15 protein-coding genes and 1 pseudogene are annotated in these 18,633 nt (G+C 52.5%); 13 read left to right on the top strand and 3 right to left on the bottom strand.

Features of this window, described 5'->3' with window-relative positions; genetic code table 11:
* Positions 1-57: 57 nt before the first annotated feature.
* The 10 genes and pseudogenes from ACESSO_RS12670 to ACESSO_RS12625 form a co-directional block, all read left to right on the top strand.
* A pseudogene (locus tag ACESSO_RS12670) lies at positions 58-147 on the top strand (Maff2 family mobile element protein); the annotation flags it as partial.
* A 79-nt stretch (positions 148-226) separates the two neighbouring features.
* Positions 227-1,081, top strand: coding sequence for a VirB6/TrbL-like conjugal transfer protein, CD1112 family (locus ACESSO_RS12665; protein WP_373165800.1), 855 nt, complete (start codon positions 227-229; stop codon positions 1,079-1,081).
* Positions 1,082-1,096: 15 nt separating this feature from the next.
* The gene (locus ACESSO_RS12660; protein ID WP_204883994.1) at positions 1,097-1,483 is read left to right on the top strand and encodes a PrgI family protein; all 387 of its coding nucleotides are present in this window, start codon (positions 1,097-1,099) and stop codon (positions 1,481-1,483) included.
* Positions 1,449-3,851 carry a VirB4-like conjugal transfer ATPase, CD1110 family gene (locus ACESSO_RS12655; RefSeq protein ID WP_373165786.1) on the top strand — a complete coding sequence of 801 codons (2,403 nt, stop codon included), beginning with the start codon at positions 1,449-1,451 and terminating at the stop codon, positions 3,849-3,851. Before ACESSO_RS12660 ends, ACESSO_RS12655 begins: the two co-directional genes overlap by 35 nt.
* Positions 3,852-3,930: 79 nt before the next feature.
* The gene (locus ACESSO_RS12650; protein WP_373165785.1) at positions 3,931-4,791 is read left to right on the top strand and encodes a HEPN domain-containing protein; all 861 of its coding nucleotides are present in this window, start codon (positions 3,931-3,933) and stop codon (positions 4,789-4,791) included.
* A gap of 78 nt (positions 4,792-4,869) precedes the next feature.
* Positions 4,870-5,799: a DNA cytosine methyltransferase gene (locus tag ACESSO_RS12645; protein WP_373165783.1), complete on the top strand. Its 930-nt coding sequence runs from the start codon at positions 4,870-4,872 to the stop codon at positions 5,797-5,799.
* An 86-nt stretch (positions 5,800-5,885) separates the two neighbouring features.
* A complete protein-coding gene (locus ACESSO_RS12640; protein WP_373165781.1) occupies positions 5,886-7,775 on the top strand; it encodes a C40 family peptidase in 1,890 nt (629 codons plus the stop codon).
* A gap of 15 nt (positions 7,776-7,790) precedes the next feature.
* Positions 7,791-8,531 (top strand): phosphoadenosine phosphosulfate reductase, encoded by a 741-nt coding sequence (locus ACESSO_RS12635; protein ID WP_373165798.1) that lies wholly within the window; start codon positions 7,791-7,793, stop codon positions 8,529-8,531.
* A complete protein-coding gene (locus ACESSO_RS12630) occupies positions 8,518-8,808 on the top strand; it encodes a DUF4315 family protein (RefSeq protein WP_373165779.1) in 291 nt (96 codons plus the stop codon). Before ACESSO_RS12635 ends, ACESSO_RS12630 begins: the two co-directional genes overlap by 14 nt.
* Positions 8,798-9,511 (top strand): DUF4366 domain-containing protein, encoded by a 714-nt coding sequence (locus ACESSO_RS12625; RefSeq protein ID WP_373165777.1) that lies wholly within the window; start codon positions 8,798-8,800, stop codon positions 9,509-9,511. Before ACESSO_RS12630 ends, ACESSO_RS12625 begins: the two co-directional genes overlap by 11 nt.
* A 54-nt stretch (positions 9,512-9,565) precedes the next feature.
* On the opposite strand, the gene ACESSO_RS12620 is transcribed toward ACESSO_RS12625, so the two are convergent.
* A complete protein-coding gene (locus tag ACESSO_RS12620) occupies positions 9,566-10,348 on the bottom strand; it encodes a hypothetical protein (protein ID WP_373165776.1) in 783 nt (260 codons plus the stop codon).
* A 59-nt stretch (positions 10,349-10,407) separates the two neighbouring features.
* On the opposite strand from ACESSO_RS12620, the gene ACESSO_RS12615 reads away from it, so the two are divergent.
* The 3 genes from ACESSO_RS12615 to ACESSO_RS12605 are packed head-to-tail and all read left to right on the top strand — an operon-like array spanning position 10,408 to position 14,902.
* Positions 10,408-12,507, top strand: a complete 2,100-nt coding sequence (locus ACESSO_RS12615; RefSeq protein WP_373165774.1) for a DNA topoisomerase 3 — start codon at positions 10,408-10,410, stop codon at positions 12,505-12,507.
* Entirely contained in the window at positions 12,494-13,030 is a 537-nt protein-coding gene (locus ACESSO_RS12610) for a hypothetical protein (RefSeq protein WP_373165773.1), read from the top strand. Before ACESSO_RS12615 ends, ACESSO_RS12610 begins: the two co-directional genes overlap by 14 nt.
* Positions 13,031-13,042: 12 nt before the next feature.
* Positions 13,043-14,902 (top strand): antirestriction protein ArdA, encoded by a 1,860-nt coding sequence (locus tag ACESSO_RS12605; protein WP_373165771.1) that lies wholly within the window; start codon positions 13,043-13,045, stop codon positions 14,900-14,902.
* Positions 14,903-15,244: 342 nt separating this feature from the next.
* Here the strand turns inward: ACESSO_RS12605 and ACESSO_RS12600 are convergent, their stop codons facing one another.
* Positions 15,245-16,747 carry a UvrD-helicase domain-containing protein gene (locus ACESSO_RS12600; RefSeq protein ID WP_373165769.1) on the bottom strand — a complete coding sequence of 501 codons (1,503 nt, stop codon included), beginning with the start codon at positions 16,745-16,747 and terminating at the stop codon, positions 15,245-15,247.
* Positions 16,744-18,423: an ATP-dependent endonuclease gene (locus tag ACESSO_RS12595; protein WP_373165768.1), complete on the bottom strand. Its 1,680-nt coding sequence runs from the start codon at positions 18,421-18,423 to the stop codon at positions 16,744-16,746. Before ACESSO_RS12595 ends, ACESSO_RS12600 begins: the two co-directional genes overlap by 4 nt.
* Positions 18,424-18,633 lie beyond the last annotated feature (210 nt).

The following is an 18,633-nucleotide window of genomic DNA, read 5'->3' as shown; positions in this document are numbered from 1 at the left end:
TATATATTTCTTGACGTGCCGCCGCCCGCCAGAAAGCTGTATTGTTCCTACTAATTGGGGATAACACAGCTCATGGCGGGCGGCGGCGTTGCCCTCATCGGCATCACCCTGATCCCCCTGCTGTCCGGTCTGCTGTCCACCACCTGATGTTTCTCCAAACCCGGCGGGGGCTTTCGCTTCACAGCGGGAGCCCCCGCAAAGGAGGTGATCTCCCTTGATATTGGATATGATCCAGGAGTGGTTCAAGGAACTGCTCATTGACGGTATCATTTCAAACCTGACCGGGATGTTTGATACCCTGAACACAAAGGTGGGCGAGATCGCCGGAGAGGTCGGTATGACGCCCGCCGCCTGGAACAGCAGCATCTTCAATATGATCCGCAACCTCTCGGAGACGGTGATCGTCCCCATCGCGGGCATTATCCTCACCTTTGTCACGTGCTGCGAGCTGATCCAGCTCATCATCGAGAAGAACAACCTCCACGACTTTGACACCTGGATTTTCTTCAAGTGGATTTTCAAAACCTTCTGCGCGGTGCTGATCGTCACCAACACCTGGAACATCGTCATGGCGGTGTTCGATGTGGCGCAGAATGTGGTCAGCCAGTCGGCGGGGGTCATCATCTCGGACGCGGGCATCGACATCTCCGGCGTGGTGGGCGATCTGGAGACCCAGCTTGCCGACTGGAGCGTGGGCGCCCTGCTGGGGCTGTGGTTCCAGAGCGTGTTCGTGGGACTGTGTACGCAGATACTTTCCATCTGCATCTTCCTGGTAATCTACGGCAGAATGATAGAGGTGTATTTGGTTACCTCCATAGGTCCCATCCCCTTTGCCACCATGGTCAACCGGGAATGGGGCTCCACGGGGCAGAACTATCTTCGCTCTCTGCTGGCTCTGGGCTTCCAGGCCTTCCTCATTATGATCTGCGTGGGCATCTATGCTGTGCTGGTGGAGGGCATCTCCACATCCGGCGACAACATATCTGCGGCCATCTGGGGCTGCATGGGCTATACAGTCCTGCTGTGCTACACCCTGTTCAAGACCGGCAGCCTTGCAAAATCCCTGTTTGGAGCCCACTAAAGGAGGTGTGAAACATTGGCTTATGTAACGATCCCGAAGGACCTGAGCCGGATACAGAGCAAGGTCCTGTTCGGGTTGACCAAACGACAAGTGATCTGTTTCGGAGCGGCGGCGCTGGTAGGCGTGCCGCTTTTCTTTTTGGCAAAGGCGAGCCTGGGAACCACCACGGCGGCGCTGTGCATGATCCTGGTGATGCTGCCCTTTTTCCTGTTCGCCATGTACGAGAAGAACGGGCAGCCGCTGGAGGTGTTCCTGGGCCATCTCATCCAAAACAAATTCATCCGGCCGAAGGTGCGCATCTACCAGACCAACAATCTCTATTCCGCCCTGGTGCGGCAATCCCGACTGGAACAGGAGGTGAAGCGGATTGCGAGAAAAGGCAGAAAGACCGGCAAAGCGTAAGCTCACCCGTGCCGAGCGCAAGCAGATCGAGGCGGTGATCCGGCAGGCAAAGGGCGATGGGAAAACCCATACGGTGCAGGACAGTATCCCGTTTCAGAATATGTTTCCCGACGGCCTGTGCAGGCTGGAGGGCGGGACCTTCTCCAAGACCATCGCCTTTGAGGACGTGAATTACCGCCTGGCGGGGCCGGAGGACCAGCGGAGCATCTTTGAAAGCCTCTGCGACTTCTACAACGGCTACGACCCTTCCATCGGCGTTCAGGTCTCTTTGGACAGCCGCAGCGGAGGCAGCGCCGCCGATGAAATGTTTGGCATCCGCAGGCAGGGCAACGACCTGGACCCCATCCGGGACGAGGCGGTGGACATCCTGCGGATGCAGTACAAGCGGGGCAACAATGGCTATGTGAAAACCAAGTATGTGACCCTGACCATCGAGGCGGAGAACCTTCTCGCGGCCCGGGCGCGGTTTGCCCGCATTGAGACCGACACCCTCAACCGCTTCAAGGTCATGGGGGCGGCAGCTCATGTGCTGGACGGAAAGGAACGGCTGGGGCTGCTTTATAACATCCTCCACCCGGAGGGAGGGCAGTTCGCCTTTGAATGGGACTGGCTCCCGGCCAGCGGCCTTTCGGTGAAGGACTTCATCTCTCCGTCCTCCTTCCACTTTGGGGAGACCCGCACCTTCCGCATCTGCAGGCAGTACGGGGCGGTGTCCTTTCTGCAAATCCTGGCGCCGGAGATGCACGACCGCATCCTCACCGACTTCATGGAGGCAGATGGGAATATCATGGTGACCATGCACATCCGAGGCATCAACCAGAACGAGGCCATCAAAATGGTCAAGCGGAAAATCACCGACCTGGACGCCATGAAGATACAGGAGCAGAAACGGGCGGTGCGCAGCGGCTACGATATGGACATCCTTCCCTCCGACCTGTCCACCTACGGCGGCGCGGCGAAGGACCTTCTCACCGACCTGCAATCCCGCAACGAGAGAATGTTCAACATGACCTTCCTGGTGCTGCACACGGCGGAGACCCGGCAAAAGCTGGAGATCGCCGTGTCCCAGGCGGCCAGCGTCGCCCAAACCTACAACTGCCTTCTGACCCGGCTGGACTTCCAGCAGGAGGACGGGCTGATGTCCTCTTTGCCCCTGGGCCTCAACCGCATCAAGATCGAACGGAGCCTGACCACATCGGCCCTGGCGGTGTTCGTTCCCTTCGTCACCCAGGAGGTGTTCATGGGCGGCGACGCCATGTACTACGGGCTCAACGCCCTCTCCAACAACATGATCCTGCTGGACCGCAAGCAATCCCGTTGTCCCAACGGCCTTGTGTTCGGCACCCCTGGCAGCGGCAAATCCATGAGTTGCAAGCGGGAGATCACCTTCATCATGCTGATGACCCAGGACAATGTCATCATCTGTGACCCGGAGGACGAATATTCGCCCCTGGTGAAGCGATTGGGCGGTCAGGTGATCCGGCTGTCCCCGTCCAGCACCGACTATGTGAACCCCCTGGACATCAATCTCAACTACTCCGAGGAAGAAAACCCGCTGGCGCTGAAAAGCGACTTCGTGCTGTCCTTCTGCGAGCTCATTATGGGCAGCAAGACCGGCCTGGAGGCCATCGAGAAAACCGTCATCGATCGGGCGGTGCAGATGATCTACCAGCCCTACTTTGCCGACCCCCGGCCGGAGAATATGCCGATTTTGGGCGACCTGATGAACGCCCTGCTGTCCCAGCACATCCCGGAGGCTGACCGGGTGGCCCAGGCATTGGACCTGTATGTGAACGGTTCGCTGAACTTCTTCAACCACCGTACCACCGTGGACATCTCCAACCGCCTTGTCTGCTTTGACATCAAGGGCCTGGGCAAGAACCTGAAAAAGCCCGGTATGCTGATTGTCCAGGATGCGGTGTGGAACACCGTCACCATCAACCGGGCTATCGGGCGCTCCACCTGGTATTTCGTGGACGAGTTCCACCTTCTGCTGAAGGAGGAACAGACCGCCGCGTACAGCGCCGAGATTTGGAAACGGTTCAGAAAATGGGGCGGTATCCCCACCGGAGCGACCCAGAACCCCAAGGACCTGCTTTCCTCCCCAGAGATTGAAAACATCCTGGGGAACAGCGATTTCATCTATATGCTCAACCAGGCGGCGGGCGACCGGAAGATACTGGCGGAGCGACTGAACATCTCGTCGGAGCAGCTTGCCTATGTGACCAACTCCGAACCGGGCCATGGGCTGCTGTTCTTCAACAATGTCATTTTGCCCTTTGCGGATGACTTCCCGAAGGATACCGAGCTTTATAAACTGCTCACCACCAAGCCTAGCGAGGTGGAACATAGTCAGCCCGCTGAATAACATGATTTCTATTCTTTGTGTCCTTTATTTGGAAGAAAGGATGTGATAAAATTTGATTGAATAAAAGGATGTGGTCATATTGTGCAACAATCATGAAATAGTTTGTATCTTTGACTTGAAGTATAGGCAGGCAGAGGTTTGTTCTTCTTTCACCTATGGGAATGCTGTTATCAAATTTGATAATGAGGATGATCTGTCTAAATTGAGGCTGTGCATTTCGGGGAAGAGAAATATTGGATTGGCCAAATTAAAAAATATCTTCTTTTGGATTTGGGAGATGCTATATTTTTTCAACGGCTTTTTTCCAGTTCTTTTAAACATTTTCTTTGATGGAGAAGAAGATGAGTTTTTCCCAAAAAGAATGGCAAGACAGTGGTGCACGACAAAGAGCTTTAACCTGATAAGAAGTAACAATAGATTATGTTTCATATCTCAGGAAACATTGAACCGCACAACCTTACAAAATTATGCATCACTAAAGGCTGTTCTCAAGTATCCTCTTAGTTCTATATTTGCTGTCCAGTCCTATGACAACATTTATGGAGAGCATAGGTTTGTATTAGCATCACACGCAGCTGAAGGTATAGTAGAGGAAAAATATGACAACCGGCTTTCAAATCACAGCTTTCAAGGCAGAATGGAGTTCCTTTTTGAACCGCTACTAAATGCAAATAGAAAGTATAAAACAAAGCTGTTTAGTAGCATGGGACTGTCGCAAAAAAAATACTTTAAGTTACTAAAAGATACCCGCCATTTTTATTCCCACTTGGCAAAAGAGCGAAAGCGATTTACGGATGGAAAGGAATTTGCCTCTGATTATTGGATTTTATCTTTTGCAATTCGTTTGTTTGTATTGCAAGAAATTGGAGTTAAGTATGAGGTTCCTTTATTTAAGGCGAACGCTTTTGCAATGGCTCACTGGATCGCTGAATACCGATAAAATCAAAACTGGAAAACCCGCTTCACAACGAAGCGGGTTTTCTTATGCCCTAAATTAGGAGGTGACTATAAAATCAATGTGAAATTAACCCATGTCAGCCTCTTTTCTGGCATCGGCGGGCTGGACCTGGCGGCGGAGGCGGCAGGTTTTGAAACAGTCTGTCAATGCGAGTGGGCGGACTACCCCTATTCCATCCTGCAAAAGCATTGGCCGGATGTGCCGAAATTCCGAGACATCACCACATTCACGAAGGAGGCGTTTTTTGAGAAAACAAGACTTGAAACCATCACCATCCTCTCCGGCGGATTCCCGTGCCAGCCCTTCTCCACCGCTGGAAAGCGGCGGGGCTTTGCGGATGAACGCTACCTGTGGCCGGAGATGTGCCGCGTTATTGCCGAACTGCGGCCCCGTTGGGTGCTTGGGGAAAATGTTGCTGGCTTCATCAATATGGGGCTCGACAAAACGATTTTTGACCTGGCAAAAGCGGGATACGCTGTTCTCCCATTCGTATTTCCGGCTTGCGGCGTCGGCGCATGGCATGAGCGCCAGCGAACTTTTATCGTCGCGGCTGATATTTCCCACACCCCTTGCCTCCGACAAATCCACGGGGCGGGACGCTGCCAACCTGGATGTGTTCCTGTCGGACAACGGGATATTCCGCAAGCGGAACAAGGATGGGTCGATCTGGAGCCTGTCCCTGTCGGCGGCGGTGTTCTATCTGACCCCGGCGGCGTCGGAGGGTTACCGTTCCACCCTGAAACCGGCGGCCTTCCGGGACAAACCCCCGTCCTCCAACCTGTCGGCCCAGGTGATCCGGCAGGAGCAGCCCCGTTCCGAGAAAGCGGCGCTGAACCCGGACTGGGTGGAATGGCTTATGGGATTCCCCCCGAAATGGACGGACGCATCCTATGGCGTGCCGAGCCCAAAGGAGTCCCCCGCATGACCGAGGACACCGACAACCGGGCGCTACGGCTGAAAACCCTGGGGAACGCGGTCTGCCCGCCCTAGGCCTATCCCATTTTCCAGTACATCGCCATGATCGAAACCGGGGCGTGTGTCAACATCTGCCCCTATGGAATAGGAGGTGACGCACCTTGAAAGAATGGAAAGCCCCCGAAAAGGAGGCGCAGAAGATGACCCGTGACGGGGCGGTATCCGTCAATCTGGTCACGGGCGAGACCACCTATCCCGCTGACCGGACGCCGGAGCAGGACCATTCTGCATCCGGCGACACGGCGGGCGCCGCTGGAAAAGCGGTGGACCGTGCGGAACTGCACCGGGAACAGGCAGCAGCTAAAAAGAAGCGCCGGAAACAGCGCAGAGCCTATCGGGAGGGCGAGGCGGCAACGGGCCGCCCATCATCCCGATTGCAGTTTTCCGAAGCTGACCGGGTGGTGCCGGAACTGCAAGGGGCCATTCGCAAGTCGGATAAGGCGGCGGACCGGCTGGATGCCGCCAGGGACGCGATTCCCAATAAGAGTCTGGGAAAGCCCCATGCCAATCCTCTGTCCCGCCCCATTCAGGAGGCAGGCGCAGCGATCCACGGCAAGGTCCGGGAGGTGGAGCAGGAAAATTCCGGCGTCCAGTCGGGCCACCTTGGGGAACGCAGCTTTGAGAAGACTGTGGGCTACGGAAACCACCGTGTCCAGAGCTGGCGGGCGGAACGCAAGCTGAAACCCTGGAAGGATGCGGCAAAGGCGGAGCAGGCGGCGGTCAAGGCCAATGCGGATTTCTACTATCGGAAAGCCGTGGTGGAGAACCCCCAGCTTGCATCCAATCCCATCTCCCGCCTGTGGCAGAAACGGAAGCTGCAAAAGCAATATGCGGCGGCATACCGGGCGGCGGGCAAGACTGCCCAAGCCGGAAAAACAGCGGAGGCCACGGCAAAGGCGGCCAGGAAAAACGCCCAGGAGTCCAAGCGCACCGCCCTTTTCCTGAAACGGCATTGGAAGGGCGCGCTGATCGTGGGCGGTATTGGCCTTCTGCTGGTGATGCTGCTGGGCTCCCTGCAATCCTGTTCCTCCATGTTCGGTGGTGGGGTGTCCAATATCATGGCATCTTCCTATCTGTCCGAGGATTCCGATATGCTGGCGGCGGAAGAAGCCTACTGCGCCAAAGAGGATGAATTGCGGGAGTACCTGGACACCTACGACGCCACCCACGACTATGACGAGTATCACTTCGACCTGGACGAGATCGAGCATGACCCCTATGTGCTGATTTCCATTCTGTCGGCACTCCATGAGGGGGTGTTCACCATCGACCAGGTACAGGGCGACCTTCAAACCCTCTTTGACAAGCAATACATCCTCACCGAAACTGTGACCACGGAGACCCGCTATCGGACGGAGACAAGGACGGACAGCGAGGGTAACCCCTATACGGTTCGGGTGCCCTATACCTGGACCATCTGCACCGTCACGCTGGAAAACTTCGACCTCTCCCATGTGCCGGTCTATATGATGGGCGAGGAACAGTTTTCCTTGTACGCCACCTATATGTCCACTCTGGGCAACCGCCCCGACCTGTTTCCGTCCTCCGGGTATGTGAACAAGTACATCGAGAACCCGCCCACCGCCTGGGAGATTCCCGCTGAATACCTGACGGACGAACGGTTCAACACCCTTATCACCGAGGCGGAAAAATATCTGGGCTATCCCTATGTGTGGGGCGGCAGCAGCCCCAGCACCTCTTTTGATTGCAGCGGCTTCGTCAGTTATGTTCTGACCAACAGCGGCCTGTGCAACACCGGGCGGCTGGGCGCCCAGGGGCTCTACAACATTTCCACCCCGGTATCTGATCCACAGCCCGGCGACCTGGTGTTCTTCGTGGGCACCTACGACACAACCGGCGTATCTCATGTAGGTATCTATGTGGGCGACGGGATGATGCTGCATTGCGGCGACCCCATCCAATATTCCAACCTGAACACGAGCTACTGGCAGTCCCATTTCTACGCATACGGCAGGCCGCCGTACAACTGATGGAGGTGATGGAGCATCAATATGGTTTCCTACGGGGGCGGCGCCAACAGCACCGCCCTTCTGATCGGGCTGCACCAGCACCGTATCCCGGTGGACCTGATTCTCTTTGCGGATACGGGAGCAGAGCATCCTCACACCTACGCCTATCTGGATGTGATGGATGACTGGCTGAAGGACCACGGGATGCCTCCCATTACCAGAGTGTATAAGACCACCCGTGACGGGAAACGGCTGACGCTGGAGGATGAATGTCTGCAAAGTTGCAGCCTTCCGTCCATCGCCTACGGCTTCAAACGGTGTTCCCTGAAACACAAGATCGGGCCGCAGGAAAAGTTCTGCAACCATTACCCACCGTGTCAAAAGGCGTGGGCGGCGGGCAAACGGGTGGTCAAATTCATCGGCTACGACGCGGGCGAGGGCTACCGCAGCGACAAGGTGCTGCTGGGAGACCTGGCCGACCGAAAATACAGCAAGTGGTATCCCCTAATGGAATGGGGATGGACGCGGGACGATTGCATCCGGCAGATCGAGGCGGCAGGACTGCCCCAGCCGGGAAAATCGTCCTGTTTTTTCTGCCCCAGTATGAAACCCGACGAGATCACCGCCCTGCGGGAGCAGCATCCCAATTTGTTCCGCCGTGCTCTGGTGCTGGAGGACAACGCCCGGAAAAACCTGAAAACGGTCAAGGGCCTGGGACGGAACTATTCCTGGAGAGAACGATTTGGAAAGGAGTTTTGCACACATGGCAACGGTTGAGAAGATTCGCAAAGACATTGAAAAGACGAAGGAGAAAATCTCCGCCCAGCAGAAGCGCCTTCGGGAGCTGGAGGCGCAGCTTACCGAGGAAGAAAACCTGGAGATCGTCCGCATGGTCAAGGCGGTGCGGATGGACAACAAGGAACTGACCGCCTTCCTGAAGGCCTACGCCAGCGGCCTTATCACCCTGCCCGACGGAATGATGGAGGCGGAGGCAGCGGCGGAGCCTGACGACGAGGATGTGGAAGGAATGGAGGATGGCGAGGATGAAGCGTAACAGAATTTTTCGCCTTCTGGCATCCCTGACGGTGGTGGTCTTGTGCATGACCGCCTTCTCCGTCACCGCCTTTGCGGGTGGTGGGGATGGCGACTACTACACCGGGGAGTCCGCCGAGGCGACCCCGGAACCCACCGAGGAACCCGCCACCGGGGGCATGGAGCCGGAAGGCCAGACCCTTACCCCGGAGGGCAATGCCACGCTGGTGGACGATTATTACGGTGACAAGCAGCTTATCACCGTGGCCACGAAAGCCGGAAATTATTTTTACATCTTGATCGACCGGGACAACGAGGACAAGGAGACCGCCGTTCACTTCTTGAACCAAGTGGACGAAGGCGACCTGATGGCGCTGATGGAAGATGGGCAGACGGAGGAAAAGCCAGCTGCTTGTACCTGCGCCGAGAAGTGCCAGGCCGGTGTGGTGAATACTATCTGTCCGGTCTGCGCGGTGAATATGAGCGAGTGCGCCGGAAAAGCGCCGGAGGTGGAGCCGGAGCCTGAACCGGAGCCGGAGAAGGAGTCCGGCGGCAGCGGCGCTCTGGTGTTGATCCTGCTGCTGGTGGCCCTGGGTGGCGGCGGAGCCTTCGCCTACATCAAGTTCATTAAGCCCAAGCAGAGCGCAAAGGTCAGCACTGACCCGGACGACTATGAGTTTGAGGACGAGGAATACGAAAACGAGGATGAAGTAACACCTCAATAAGAGAACTATAAAAAGCCTGTCTAAGTGAAATATACATCACCAGACAGGCTTTTCTTATAACCCCTGAAAATTTTGAAGCAGAATTTGGCGTAATTCATCAAAACTTTGTACCGCAACTTCTAAATCTCGATGGGAATTTAAATATGAGTACATTTCAAGCATCCAACGATTAGCGCCAAGAAGTGCTCTAATTTGCTCAGAATCGAAGTGCGATGGAAAAAGATCCTCCCATACCGCAAGCCTTCCCAAAAATTGACTAACAGTGTACATTTGAGTCCAACCATCAGATGTGGAGTGGTATTGCTCATACATGTAGTTCATCTGGAAAGGCAATTCTCGGTTCACAATATCGGGAATTTGTGCAAGATCATGGACATCTTTAAAGGTATACTTGCGCAGGAAGTAATATCCGTGTCTTCTAGCATTAAATTCCGTCCAGAGTTGAAACATTCTATGGCGCGAGGTATCTAATATCTCATCATAACTGGCTGCATGAACAAGTCGAGCATAATCTCTATAATCGATTGTATGCGTCAGTTCATGAATAATGGTTCCTATCCACGCACCGGGGTTTTCTTTGAGCGTAGTTTTAGAGTACTGGTTATCAATGATGATAGTGAATGTGCCATCTAATTCAACCGGAGTGGCGATCGTTCCATGAAAAGATGGCAATGGTCTTTGCTCATCCAACATCTGCTTGTGATCTGGTCTTACTTTTAGGTACTCATCCCAAATGTCATCAGCTAAAGAAATAGCGAGTTTAAGCGGTTCATATCCATATTCAGAGAAGTAATCTCCAACTATACTAGTAAGAAATTCGTTCAAAATATTATCCAAAACATTTCACCCCTTTTATACTATCATGTCGTATTGATAAAGACAAGGAGAGATATTTTGTGAAACTAGTCATAACTGAAAAACCGAGTGTAGCAAAGAGTATCGCATCGGCCCTGGGTGTCACATCCAGGGCCGATGGCTATTTTGAAGGCGGCGGCTGGCTGATTTCCTGGTGCATTGGTCATTTGGTGGGGCTGGCGGACGCGGCTACCTACGATGACCGCTACAAGAAGTGGCGGTATGAGGACCTTCCCATCCTGCCCAACCCCTTCCGCTATGTGGTGTCCGAGGAAAAGGCTGCCCAGTTCCACATTCTCCGTTCCCTGATGGAGCGCTCCGATGTGACGGAGCTGGTCAACGCCTGCGACGCGGGACGCGAGGGTGAGTTGATCTTCCGGCTGGTCTATGAGGCCGCCGGATGTTCCAAGCCTTTCTCCCGCCTCTGGATTTCTTCCATGGAGGACGCGGCGATCCGAGAGGGCTTTGCCGACCTGCGCCCCAGCGCGGACTATGACCCGCTGTATCAGTCGGCGCTTTGCCGCCAAAAGGCGGACTGGCTTATCGGCATCAATGCGAGCCGACTGTTCTCCGTCCTCTACCACCGCACCCTGAATGTGGGGCGGGTACAGACGCCCACCTTGGCGATGCTGGCCGACCGGGACAGCAAGATCGTCCTGTTCCGCAAGGAGAAATACCATCATGTGCGGCTGGCGCTGGAGGGGGCCGAGGCGGTCAGCGACCGCATAGTTTCCCCGGAGGACGCACAGGCCATCCGGGACGCCTGTGACGGGCAGCAAGCCGTATGTGTATCCATGGTGCGGGAGAAAAAGACGGAGAAGCCGCCCAAGCTGTACGACCTGACCACCTTGCAGCGGGAGGCAAACCGGGTGTTCGGCTACACGGCCAAGCAAACCCTGGACTACGCCCAGTCGCTTTATGAAAAGAAGCTGCTGACCTATCCTCGCACGGACAGCCGGTATCTGACGGTTGACATGGCGGAGACCGCCTCCGTGGTCCTGCATCTGGCGGTGCGGGTGCCGCCCTTCGACACCTCCCCGGAGTTTTTCCCCGATGTTGCGGCGCTGGTAAACGACAAGGAGGTATCCGACCACCACGCCTTGATTCCCACCCTGGAACTGGAAAAGGCGGATGTCCCTGCGCTGCCTGTGGGCGAGCGCAATATCCTTCTGCTGGTCTGCTGCAAGCTGCTGTGTGCTGCGGCAGAGCCTTTCGTGTATGAAGCGGTCACGGCCACCTTTGACTGCGGCGGCCACACTTTCACGGCAAAAGGAAAGCAGGTGCTTTCCCAGGGCTGGCGGGCCATCCAGGAGGTGTTCCGTTCCTCCCGGAAGGAGAAGCCGGAGAATGAAGATGCCGTGGGTGTCCTTCCGGCCTTGACGGAGGGGCAGGTCTTTGAGCCGGTCGTTGCCTCCGTCACCGAGCATTTCACTTCGCCCCCCAAGCCTTACACGGAGGACACCCTTCTGTCGGCCATGGAGAACGCGGGCAAGAAGGACATCCCGGAGGACGAGGAACGGCGCGGCCTGGGCACCCCGGCGACCAGGGCGGCCATTATTGAAAAGCTGGTGTCCGGCGGATTCGTGGAGCGCAAGGGCAAGAACCTGATCCCCACAAAGGCGGGTGTCAACCTGGTCACGGTGCTGCCGGAGCTGCTGACCTCTCCCAAGCTCACGGCGGATTGGGAACTGTGGTTGAACGAGGTGGCAAAGGGCCAGGCGTCGCCGGAGGACTTCATGGACGGGATCGAGGCGATGGCGGCGGAGCTGGTGCGGAAATACTCCCACATTTCCGAGGATGGGCAAAAGCTATTCCAGCCGGAGAAGGAGACGGTGGGCCTCTGCCCCCGCTGCGGCAAGCCGGTTTATGAGGGCAAGAAGAACTTTGCCTGTTCGGACCGTGCCTGCCAGTTTGTCATGTGGAAGGATGACCGTTTCTGGACCAGCCGCCGCAAGGAAATGACCCGGAAAATGGCGGCCGACCTTCTGAAAAAGGGCTGTACTTCCGTCAAGGGACTGTGGTCGGAGAAGAAAGGTTCCACCTATGACGCCGTGGTGATCCTGGACGATACCGGCGGTAAGTATGTCAATTTCAAGCTGGAGTTTCCGAAACGAAAGGATGGTGTGCATGGCAAAAAGTAAAACCGAGGTCAACTTCATGGAGCATTTGAAGCCGCTGCTCCCCGCAGGCGGTGACGCAAGCGAACTGGAGGCAGCGGCCCAGGCGCTTGCCGGACTTTCCCCGGAGGACCGTGACCTTCTGGCCGCTGTCCAGGAGTCGCCCTATCGTCTGACCACCCTGGAGCAGTTCCGGGAGTTTCCTGCCAACACCGAGTATTTTGTCCTGGAGGCCAACATCAGCAAGGTGGAGGATGTGGGCTGGCGCTATCTGGCGCAGCATCTGGACATTCTTCTACCCCCGGAGTTGCTGGACGCCATTGATCCTGTTCCCTTCGGCAATCACGCCATGCAGGAGGAACAGGGCTGTTTTACGAGCCAAGGCTATCTCACCCTCTCCGGCGACGAGTGGGAGCATGAGCGCCCCAGGGAGAGGCAGACGGAGAAAAAGCCCTCCATCAAGGAGCGGCTGGAACAGAGCCGGAAGGAATGTGCCAATCATAGCAAGGCGCAGCCCCATCGGGAAAAGCCTGCGCCGGAACTGTAAGGAGGTGTCGCTATGCCCCATTATGACTATGACAAAGATTATCCCTTTGCCGCCTTCATCACCAACCTGGGCAAGTACAACGAGGGCGCCCTTGTGGGCGAATGGGTGAAGTTCCCCACCACGGCGGAGGAACTGAAAAAGGTCTTTGAGCGCATCGGGATCGGTGCGAAGGACGACTTCGGGCAGACCTATGAGGAATGGTTCATCACGGACTACGACTGCTATGTGGACGGCCTCTATGACCTGTTGGGCGAGTACGCCAACCTGGACGAGCTGAACTACCTGGCCTCCAAACTGGACGACATGAGCCAGGATGAATACGAGCGGTTCCAAGCGGCCATGGAGATCGGCGACCATACGGGCAGCATCCAGGAGCTTATCAACCTGACGGAGAACCTGGACTGCTACGACATTTATCCTGACATCCACGACCACGACGATCTGGGCCGGTATTATATCGAGGAACTGGACGCCATGCAGGTGCCGGAGCATCTGCGCAACTACATCGACTATGAGGCCTACGGACGGGACATCGCCCTGGAGGAAAGCGACCAGTTCACCGACCTGGGCTATGTGCGGGACACCGGGGACAGTTTCCATGAGTATTACGATGGCGAGCGCGGCAGCATCCCGGAGGAATACCGGGTGATGACCTTCCAGGATGACATCCCCGAAGAAGAAATTTCTGAATGGGCCATGGACCTTGCCTACGATATGGACGAGTTTTTCCGGCAGAACGATCCGCAGTATGCCGCCGAGCACCCGGAGGAACACGCGGCAAAGGAAGAAATCTACGAAAACCTGATGGCCGGGCGCATCTCCGCCCTGGACGAGAAACTGGCCGCCCTGGGGCAGACCCAGGAGGACTATCTGCCTTCGGAGATCGAGAAGTTCAAGGACGCCACTGGCTATGAGGAATTTCTGGATGTGGACCCCCAGGCGATCCGGGAGGCCATTGAAAACCCGGATCAGTCCCATGTGGACGAGATGCTGTCCTTTGCGGAACAGGTAAACCGGGAGTATGAGGCGGAGTTGTACGGGCAGCAAGCGGCGCCCACCCCGGATGACCGGGAGACCGGCGAGACGGTGCGAACCCCCAGGGGCACCTTCCATGTGACGGATATGAGCCGGGAACAGATGGAGGCGGCCGGATACGGTTTCCACCACGAGTCCGAGGACGGAAAGTATCTCATCATGGCCAACGGCAGCCGCGCCTTTGCCATCCCCAACGGAGACACCCCCGAACATACCGCGCCGGAGAAGTTGACTGTCCTGGTGGTGGAGCCCATGAAGGAGCCCTATGTAAAGGAGCTCGACCCTGGCCTCCATGCGCTGCAAGCGGAGGTGGGCGGCGATATTGCTGCCTCCTATCCCTTTGACGATCCGGTGGGGTTGGTGCTGAACGATGAAGGCAAGCTCATCGGTCTGGACCTGAACCGTTCCCTCCGGGACGAGCATGGGGAGATTTACGATATTGTGGCAGGCACCTTCCTGGTGGTGGGCCTGGGGCCGGAGAGTTTTGCGTCCCTGTCCCCGGACATGATCCAGAAGTACACCGAGCAATTCAAGCGGCCGGAACTGTTCGCCAGCATCAACGGGCAGATCGTATCCGTTCCCGTGGAGCCGGAAAACCCGATGCGCACGGCGGAAATGACCCTGGAGGATGACTACGGCATGATCGACGGGATCATCAACAACGGCCGCCGTGGTGAGGAATTGGAGAAAGCCCAGGCTGAGGCGTGCAGGACCACGCCGGAGAAAAAGCCTTCCATCCGGGAGCGGCTGGAGGACGCAAAACGGGAGTGCGCGGAACGGAAAGGCCCGGACAAGCCTGCCCCGCAGAAGAAGCCCCCGGAGCTGGGCGACTTATGAGCCGGAGCAAGAAATGGCGTCTGGAATGGACATTCTTCCTGGGCGAGAACGGCAGGCGCCAGTATAACAAACTCTGCAAAGGCTGCGTCCATCCCTGCAAGCAGAGTTTCCGGGCGGTGGTGTTGTCCTGTCCTCACTATCTTTCCCTCCGTTCCAAAAAGTGCGGGAATTAGGGTTCAAAGTAAGCGAAAAGACCGCCTGTGGCGGCTTTTTCGTGTAGGGGCAGTATAATTTCCCATATAGGGCGGCAGGGCCTTCCTGTATAGGGAAAACGCCGGATTTTCACCTTTAGACAAAATGGGAGCGCCATCATCGGATGTTATCCGGTGGTGGCGCTCTTTTTTATTTATACGATACCAAATCATCAATCTGTAGGTTACTTTGAGCAAGAATTTTTGCAAGGTTGTGTTGGAAACAATTTGCATAGTATTTATTAAGCTTGACAATTACAACTTTGTTTTTTGCCCTTGTAACAGCAACATAATGATTATATATGCTTGACATATCATTCAAGTTATAATCTTCTGCAAACAAAATCACTTGTTCGAACTCTAAACCTTTAGACGAATGAAATGTTATTGCAATATTTTGAAAATGATCAGGATTAAAAGCTGAATGGTATCGTTGGTCAGTTATAGTTGAAAGCAACTTCTTGATATGCGATTTTCTTGTTTCATAGCCGAGATAATTGGCCAAATTTTCGACTGCGAGTTCAAATGCCGTATCATTTTCAACGGAGATTTGTATTTGTTTCAAGAAGGATTCAATTATTTTTACCGTTTTGCGATTCTCAGCTCCCTCTGCAGGAATTTCGGAAATCAAGTCATATACAGAATATTTTTCAATTACGAAATACTTAGCTATAGCTAAATATAACCATGCCGAATCGGTTGTTATTTCTGCAATCGGCAGCTGCGGAATAAAGGTAAATGAAAAATCTCCTTGTGTAAGTTCATTTGCTCCAGATTCCGCATCGGCATTTTTAAACCTTAACAAAGCAGTTCGTTGTTTGGGGTCAATGTGTTTCAAAACATCAACTGCCCAATTCTGTTCATTAGGAGTCAGCCAGATAATATTTTCAATAGTTTCCGTACTCGTATAAAGACTTCGAGTTTCCTCACAAAGCAAATTAGAGTAGTTTTGAATTTGTTGACAAGAACGGAAATTATCTCCCATAAAGATTCTATGGAAATTTGGTTTTTTCCAAATGCTCTTGAACGCTTCTGGATAAGCACCTCTCCAAATATATATTGATTGCTTTTCATCACCAACAATAAATGTTTCAATACCTAGGGTATCACAGATATACATAAAGAAATTGTGCATGGCTTGGTCGCAATCTTGATATTCATCAATATATAGCTTGAAATATTTAGCCTGCAAGTAAAGGCGACATGCTAGTGATTGTTGAATAACTTTTTGTGCCAAATCAAAAATGAAGTTCTTTTTATTATCTTTATAGGAACATAGAATCCCGTCGCACCGGACTTTATCAAGACCTTCCTGAAACGTATTTACCCGTTCTGCATAATCGGTACTCATATCAATGGCATATTCTGCTCCATACACATCTTTCAAAAATGGCTTGATTATTTCCTCAATAGCAAAACTATTGTTTGTACCAATAAAATGCCGAGAAGTATCTACGGACAGCCGATCCTTGATTTCTTGTGCAGCCTTAATTGTAAATGTAATGGCAGCAATTACTTTGTGAGTTCGATTGTTTTCAATTTCAGCCGCTATTTTTGCGACCATGGTGTGCGTTTTTCCCGTGCCTGCGCTTGCCCGAACGACAAGGTTGCCTTTTGTATCAACAATTTTTTGTTGAATTGGTGAAAGAGTCATTTGACAACCTCCTGCAGGCAAGCAAAATTATAATGCTCAAATATTTTTCTACAGTCAGCATCGCTAATTTGTTCGACCAACTCAACCATACGGAAATGTTTCGCCTTCTGCAAATAGGCTACGGGATTTTCAACTCCAAGATATGTGACTAATTCATTATGCAAAAATTCATCTAAGTCATTTTCCAAATCAACTTTTGATAAAAAAACATTGTACTTGTGACGCAGCTCGTCTAATTTGCTTTTATTCTCAGAATACAGTTCTCTCTTTTCTGTAACACCGTTCCCCTCAATGGGAGCGGTTGGTAACTTTTTCACTCCAATAATTCCATTGCAACGGCAAAAACCTAAAACACTATATTTTCCAGAACGTTTTATATATCGCAAATCATTGTCTGTTTTAACGATGTTCTCAATTTCAAGAGCATCAAAAATTGAGACATACCTTTCAAATCCAAGCCCCTCCACAGACAAAATATAAATTCCATCAACTTCATAAAAGGGGTATACAACCGAAAGGACTTTTTCGAAAAGAATGAGCTCGGAAGGTCCTTCTACAAGTAAAACCTTATTTGCAAAAATCGCTTCAGTCAAACAACGATTCAGCATTTTTCTGTTTTTTTCATAATCCTTAGGTACTGTATAAAAGCAACTTGCGCTCGTAATAGAAGTATCGCTAAATATGCGAACTAAGCTAACATTATTCATTTCATACAACACAAACGGTGAATGCGTTGTCACGAATAAATAGCGGTATTTTTCATCAGTAAACAGTATTTGAGACAATGCAATTTGCAACGATTTGTGCAGATGGTTTTCTGGTTCTTCAATTAAAAAAAGGTTAATTCTTATGTCTTTATTCTCTTCTGATATAAGATCAAAGATTGAATACACCAGCAATTTTTTTCTGCCTTCACCTGCAGTGGGATATAAATTGTCATCGCCGTCTTGTTTGATATATGGCACAATATTTGAATAGAGTCCTTTTACCGCTATTTCAGATTTGACAGATACAGATACGCCTTCACTACGAAACTTTTGGTATTCTGGTGTAATTCTGGCTTCAAAATCTTTTACGGCAGAAAGTGTCGAAATATCTGAATTTAACTGATTAACAGTCGCTTTGATATGCTCTAATATAACATTATCACTTTCGTTATCACTTTTCAAAAGTGTAGAAACATTTTTTCTAAATAGTGAATACAAATCAACATACGAGTCAATATAAATGACATTAAAGACATAGTCAAGTTCATATTGGTATCCGCGTTGCTTCATTTCATGCAGGCTTGTGAGATCTCCACCCCAATATAATATAGGGGAAGCCGAAAGGTCCTGTGAATTGTACTCGGCAACCAATTTGATATAGGCTTTTGTATGTGTACTAAGGAGAGCGCCTTTAAGTTGTGCACGTAGCTTTTGACAATCAGAATCAGCAGTATCACTAATATCGATGGTAATGGTAATCTCTATAGGCTGAGATGTGTTTTTCTTATGGAAATCAGAATCAATTAAACCGTTTTTTCGGATATCTCGATCGAAAACATAGCGGATTGCATATAGGAAATTGGTTTTCCCAATGTCATTCAGTCCGAAGAATATATTTTTATTGGATACACTTATTTCTATATTTTCGAAATTTCGAAAATTTTTAATTGCAACTTTCTCGAAATTCATGTTCCGGCCCCTCCGCTCTATTACTAATAATAGACTTAGGCCAGCAGAGCACCAGCCAAAAGATTAGCGCCCACAGTCCATACAGAATTTAGAATGGATTTTGCGGCAGCGACCAATGCTCTTATCACTTTAGTTTTCATAGGCAATTCCTCCTTGTGACAGGCAAAAAACTTTGGGAATAAATCATGTACCAAACCTATCAGGATATAG

Origin of the sequence: Agathobaculum sp. Marseille-P7918 (genome assembly GCF_964248325.1) — a bacterium.
Classification (GTDB): domain Bacteria; phylum Bacillota; class Clostridia; order Oscillospirales; family Butyricicoccaceae; genus Agathobaculum.
This window is presented reverse-complemented; position numbering and strand designations above follow the sequence as displayed.

Coding starts and splice junctions, on each gene's coding strand:
- ACESSO_RS12665 (WP_373165800.1), top strand. CDS start 227: ATGATCCAGGAGTGGTTCAAGGAACTGCTCATTGACGGTATCATTTCA.
- ACESSO_RS12630 (WP_373165779.1), top strand. CDS start 8,518: ATGGCAACGGTTGAGAAGATTCGCAAAGACATTGAAAAGACGAAGGAG.
- ACESSO_RS12625 (WP_373165777.1), top strand. CDS start 8,798: ATGAAGCGTAACAGAATTTTTCGCCTTCTGGCATCCCTGACGGTGGTG.
- ACESSO_RS12610 (WP_373165773.1), top strand. CDS start 12,494: ATGGCAAAAAGTAAAACCGAGGTCAACTTCATGGAGCATTTGAAGCCG.
- ACESSO_RS12605 (WP_373165771.1), top strand. CDS start 13,043: ATGCCCCATTATGACTATGACAAAGATTATCCCTTTGCCGCCTTCATC.
- ACESSO_RS12600 (WP_373165769.1), bottom strand. CDS start 16,747: ATGACTCTTTCACCAATTCAACAAAAAATTGTTGATACAAAAGGCAAC.
- ACESSO_RS12595 (WP_373165768.1), bottom strand. CDS start 18,423: ATGAATTTCGAGAAAGTTGCAATTAAAAATTTTCGAAATTTCGAAAAT.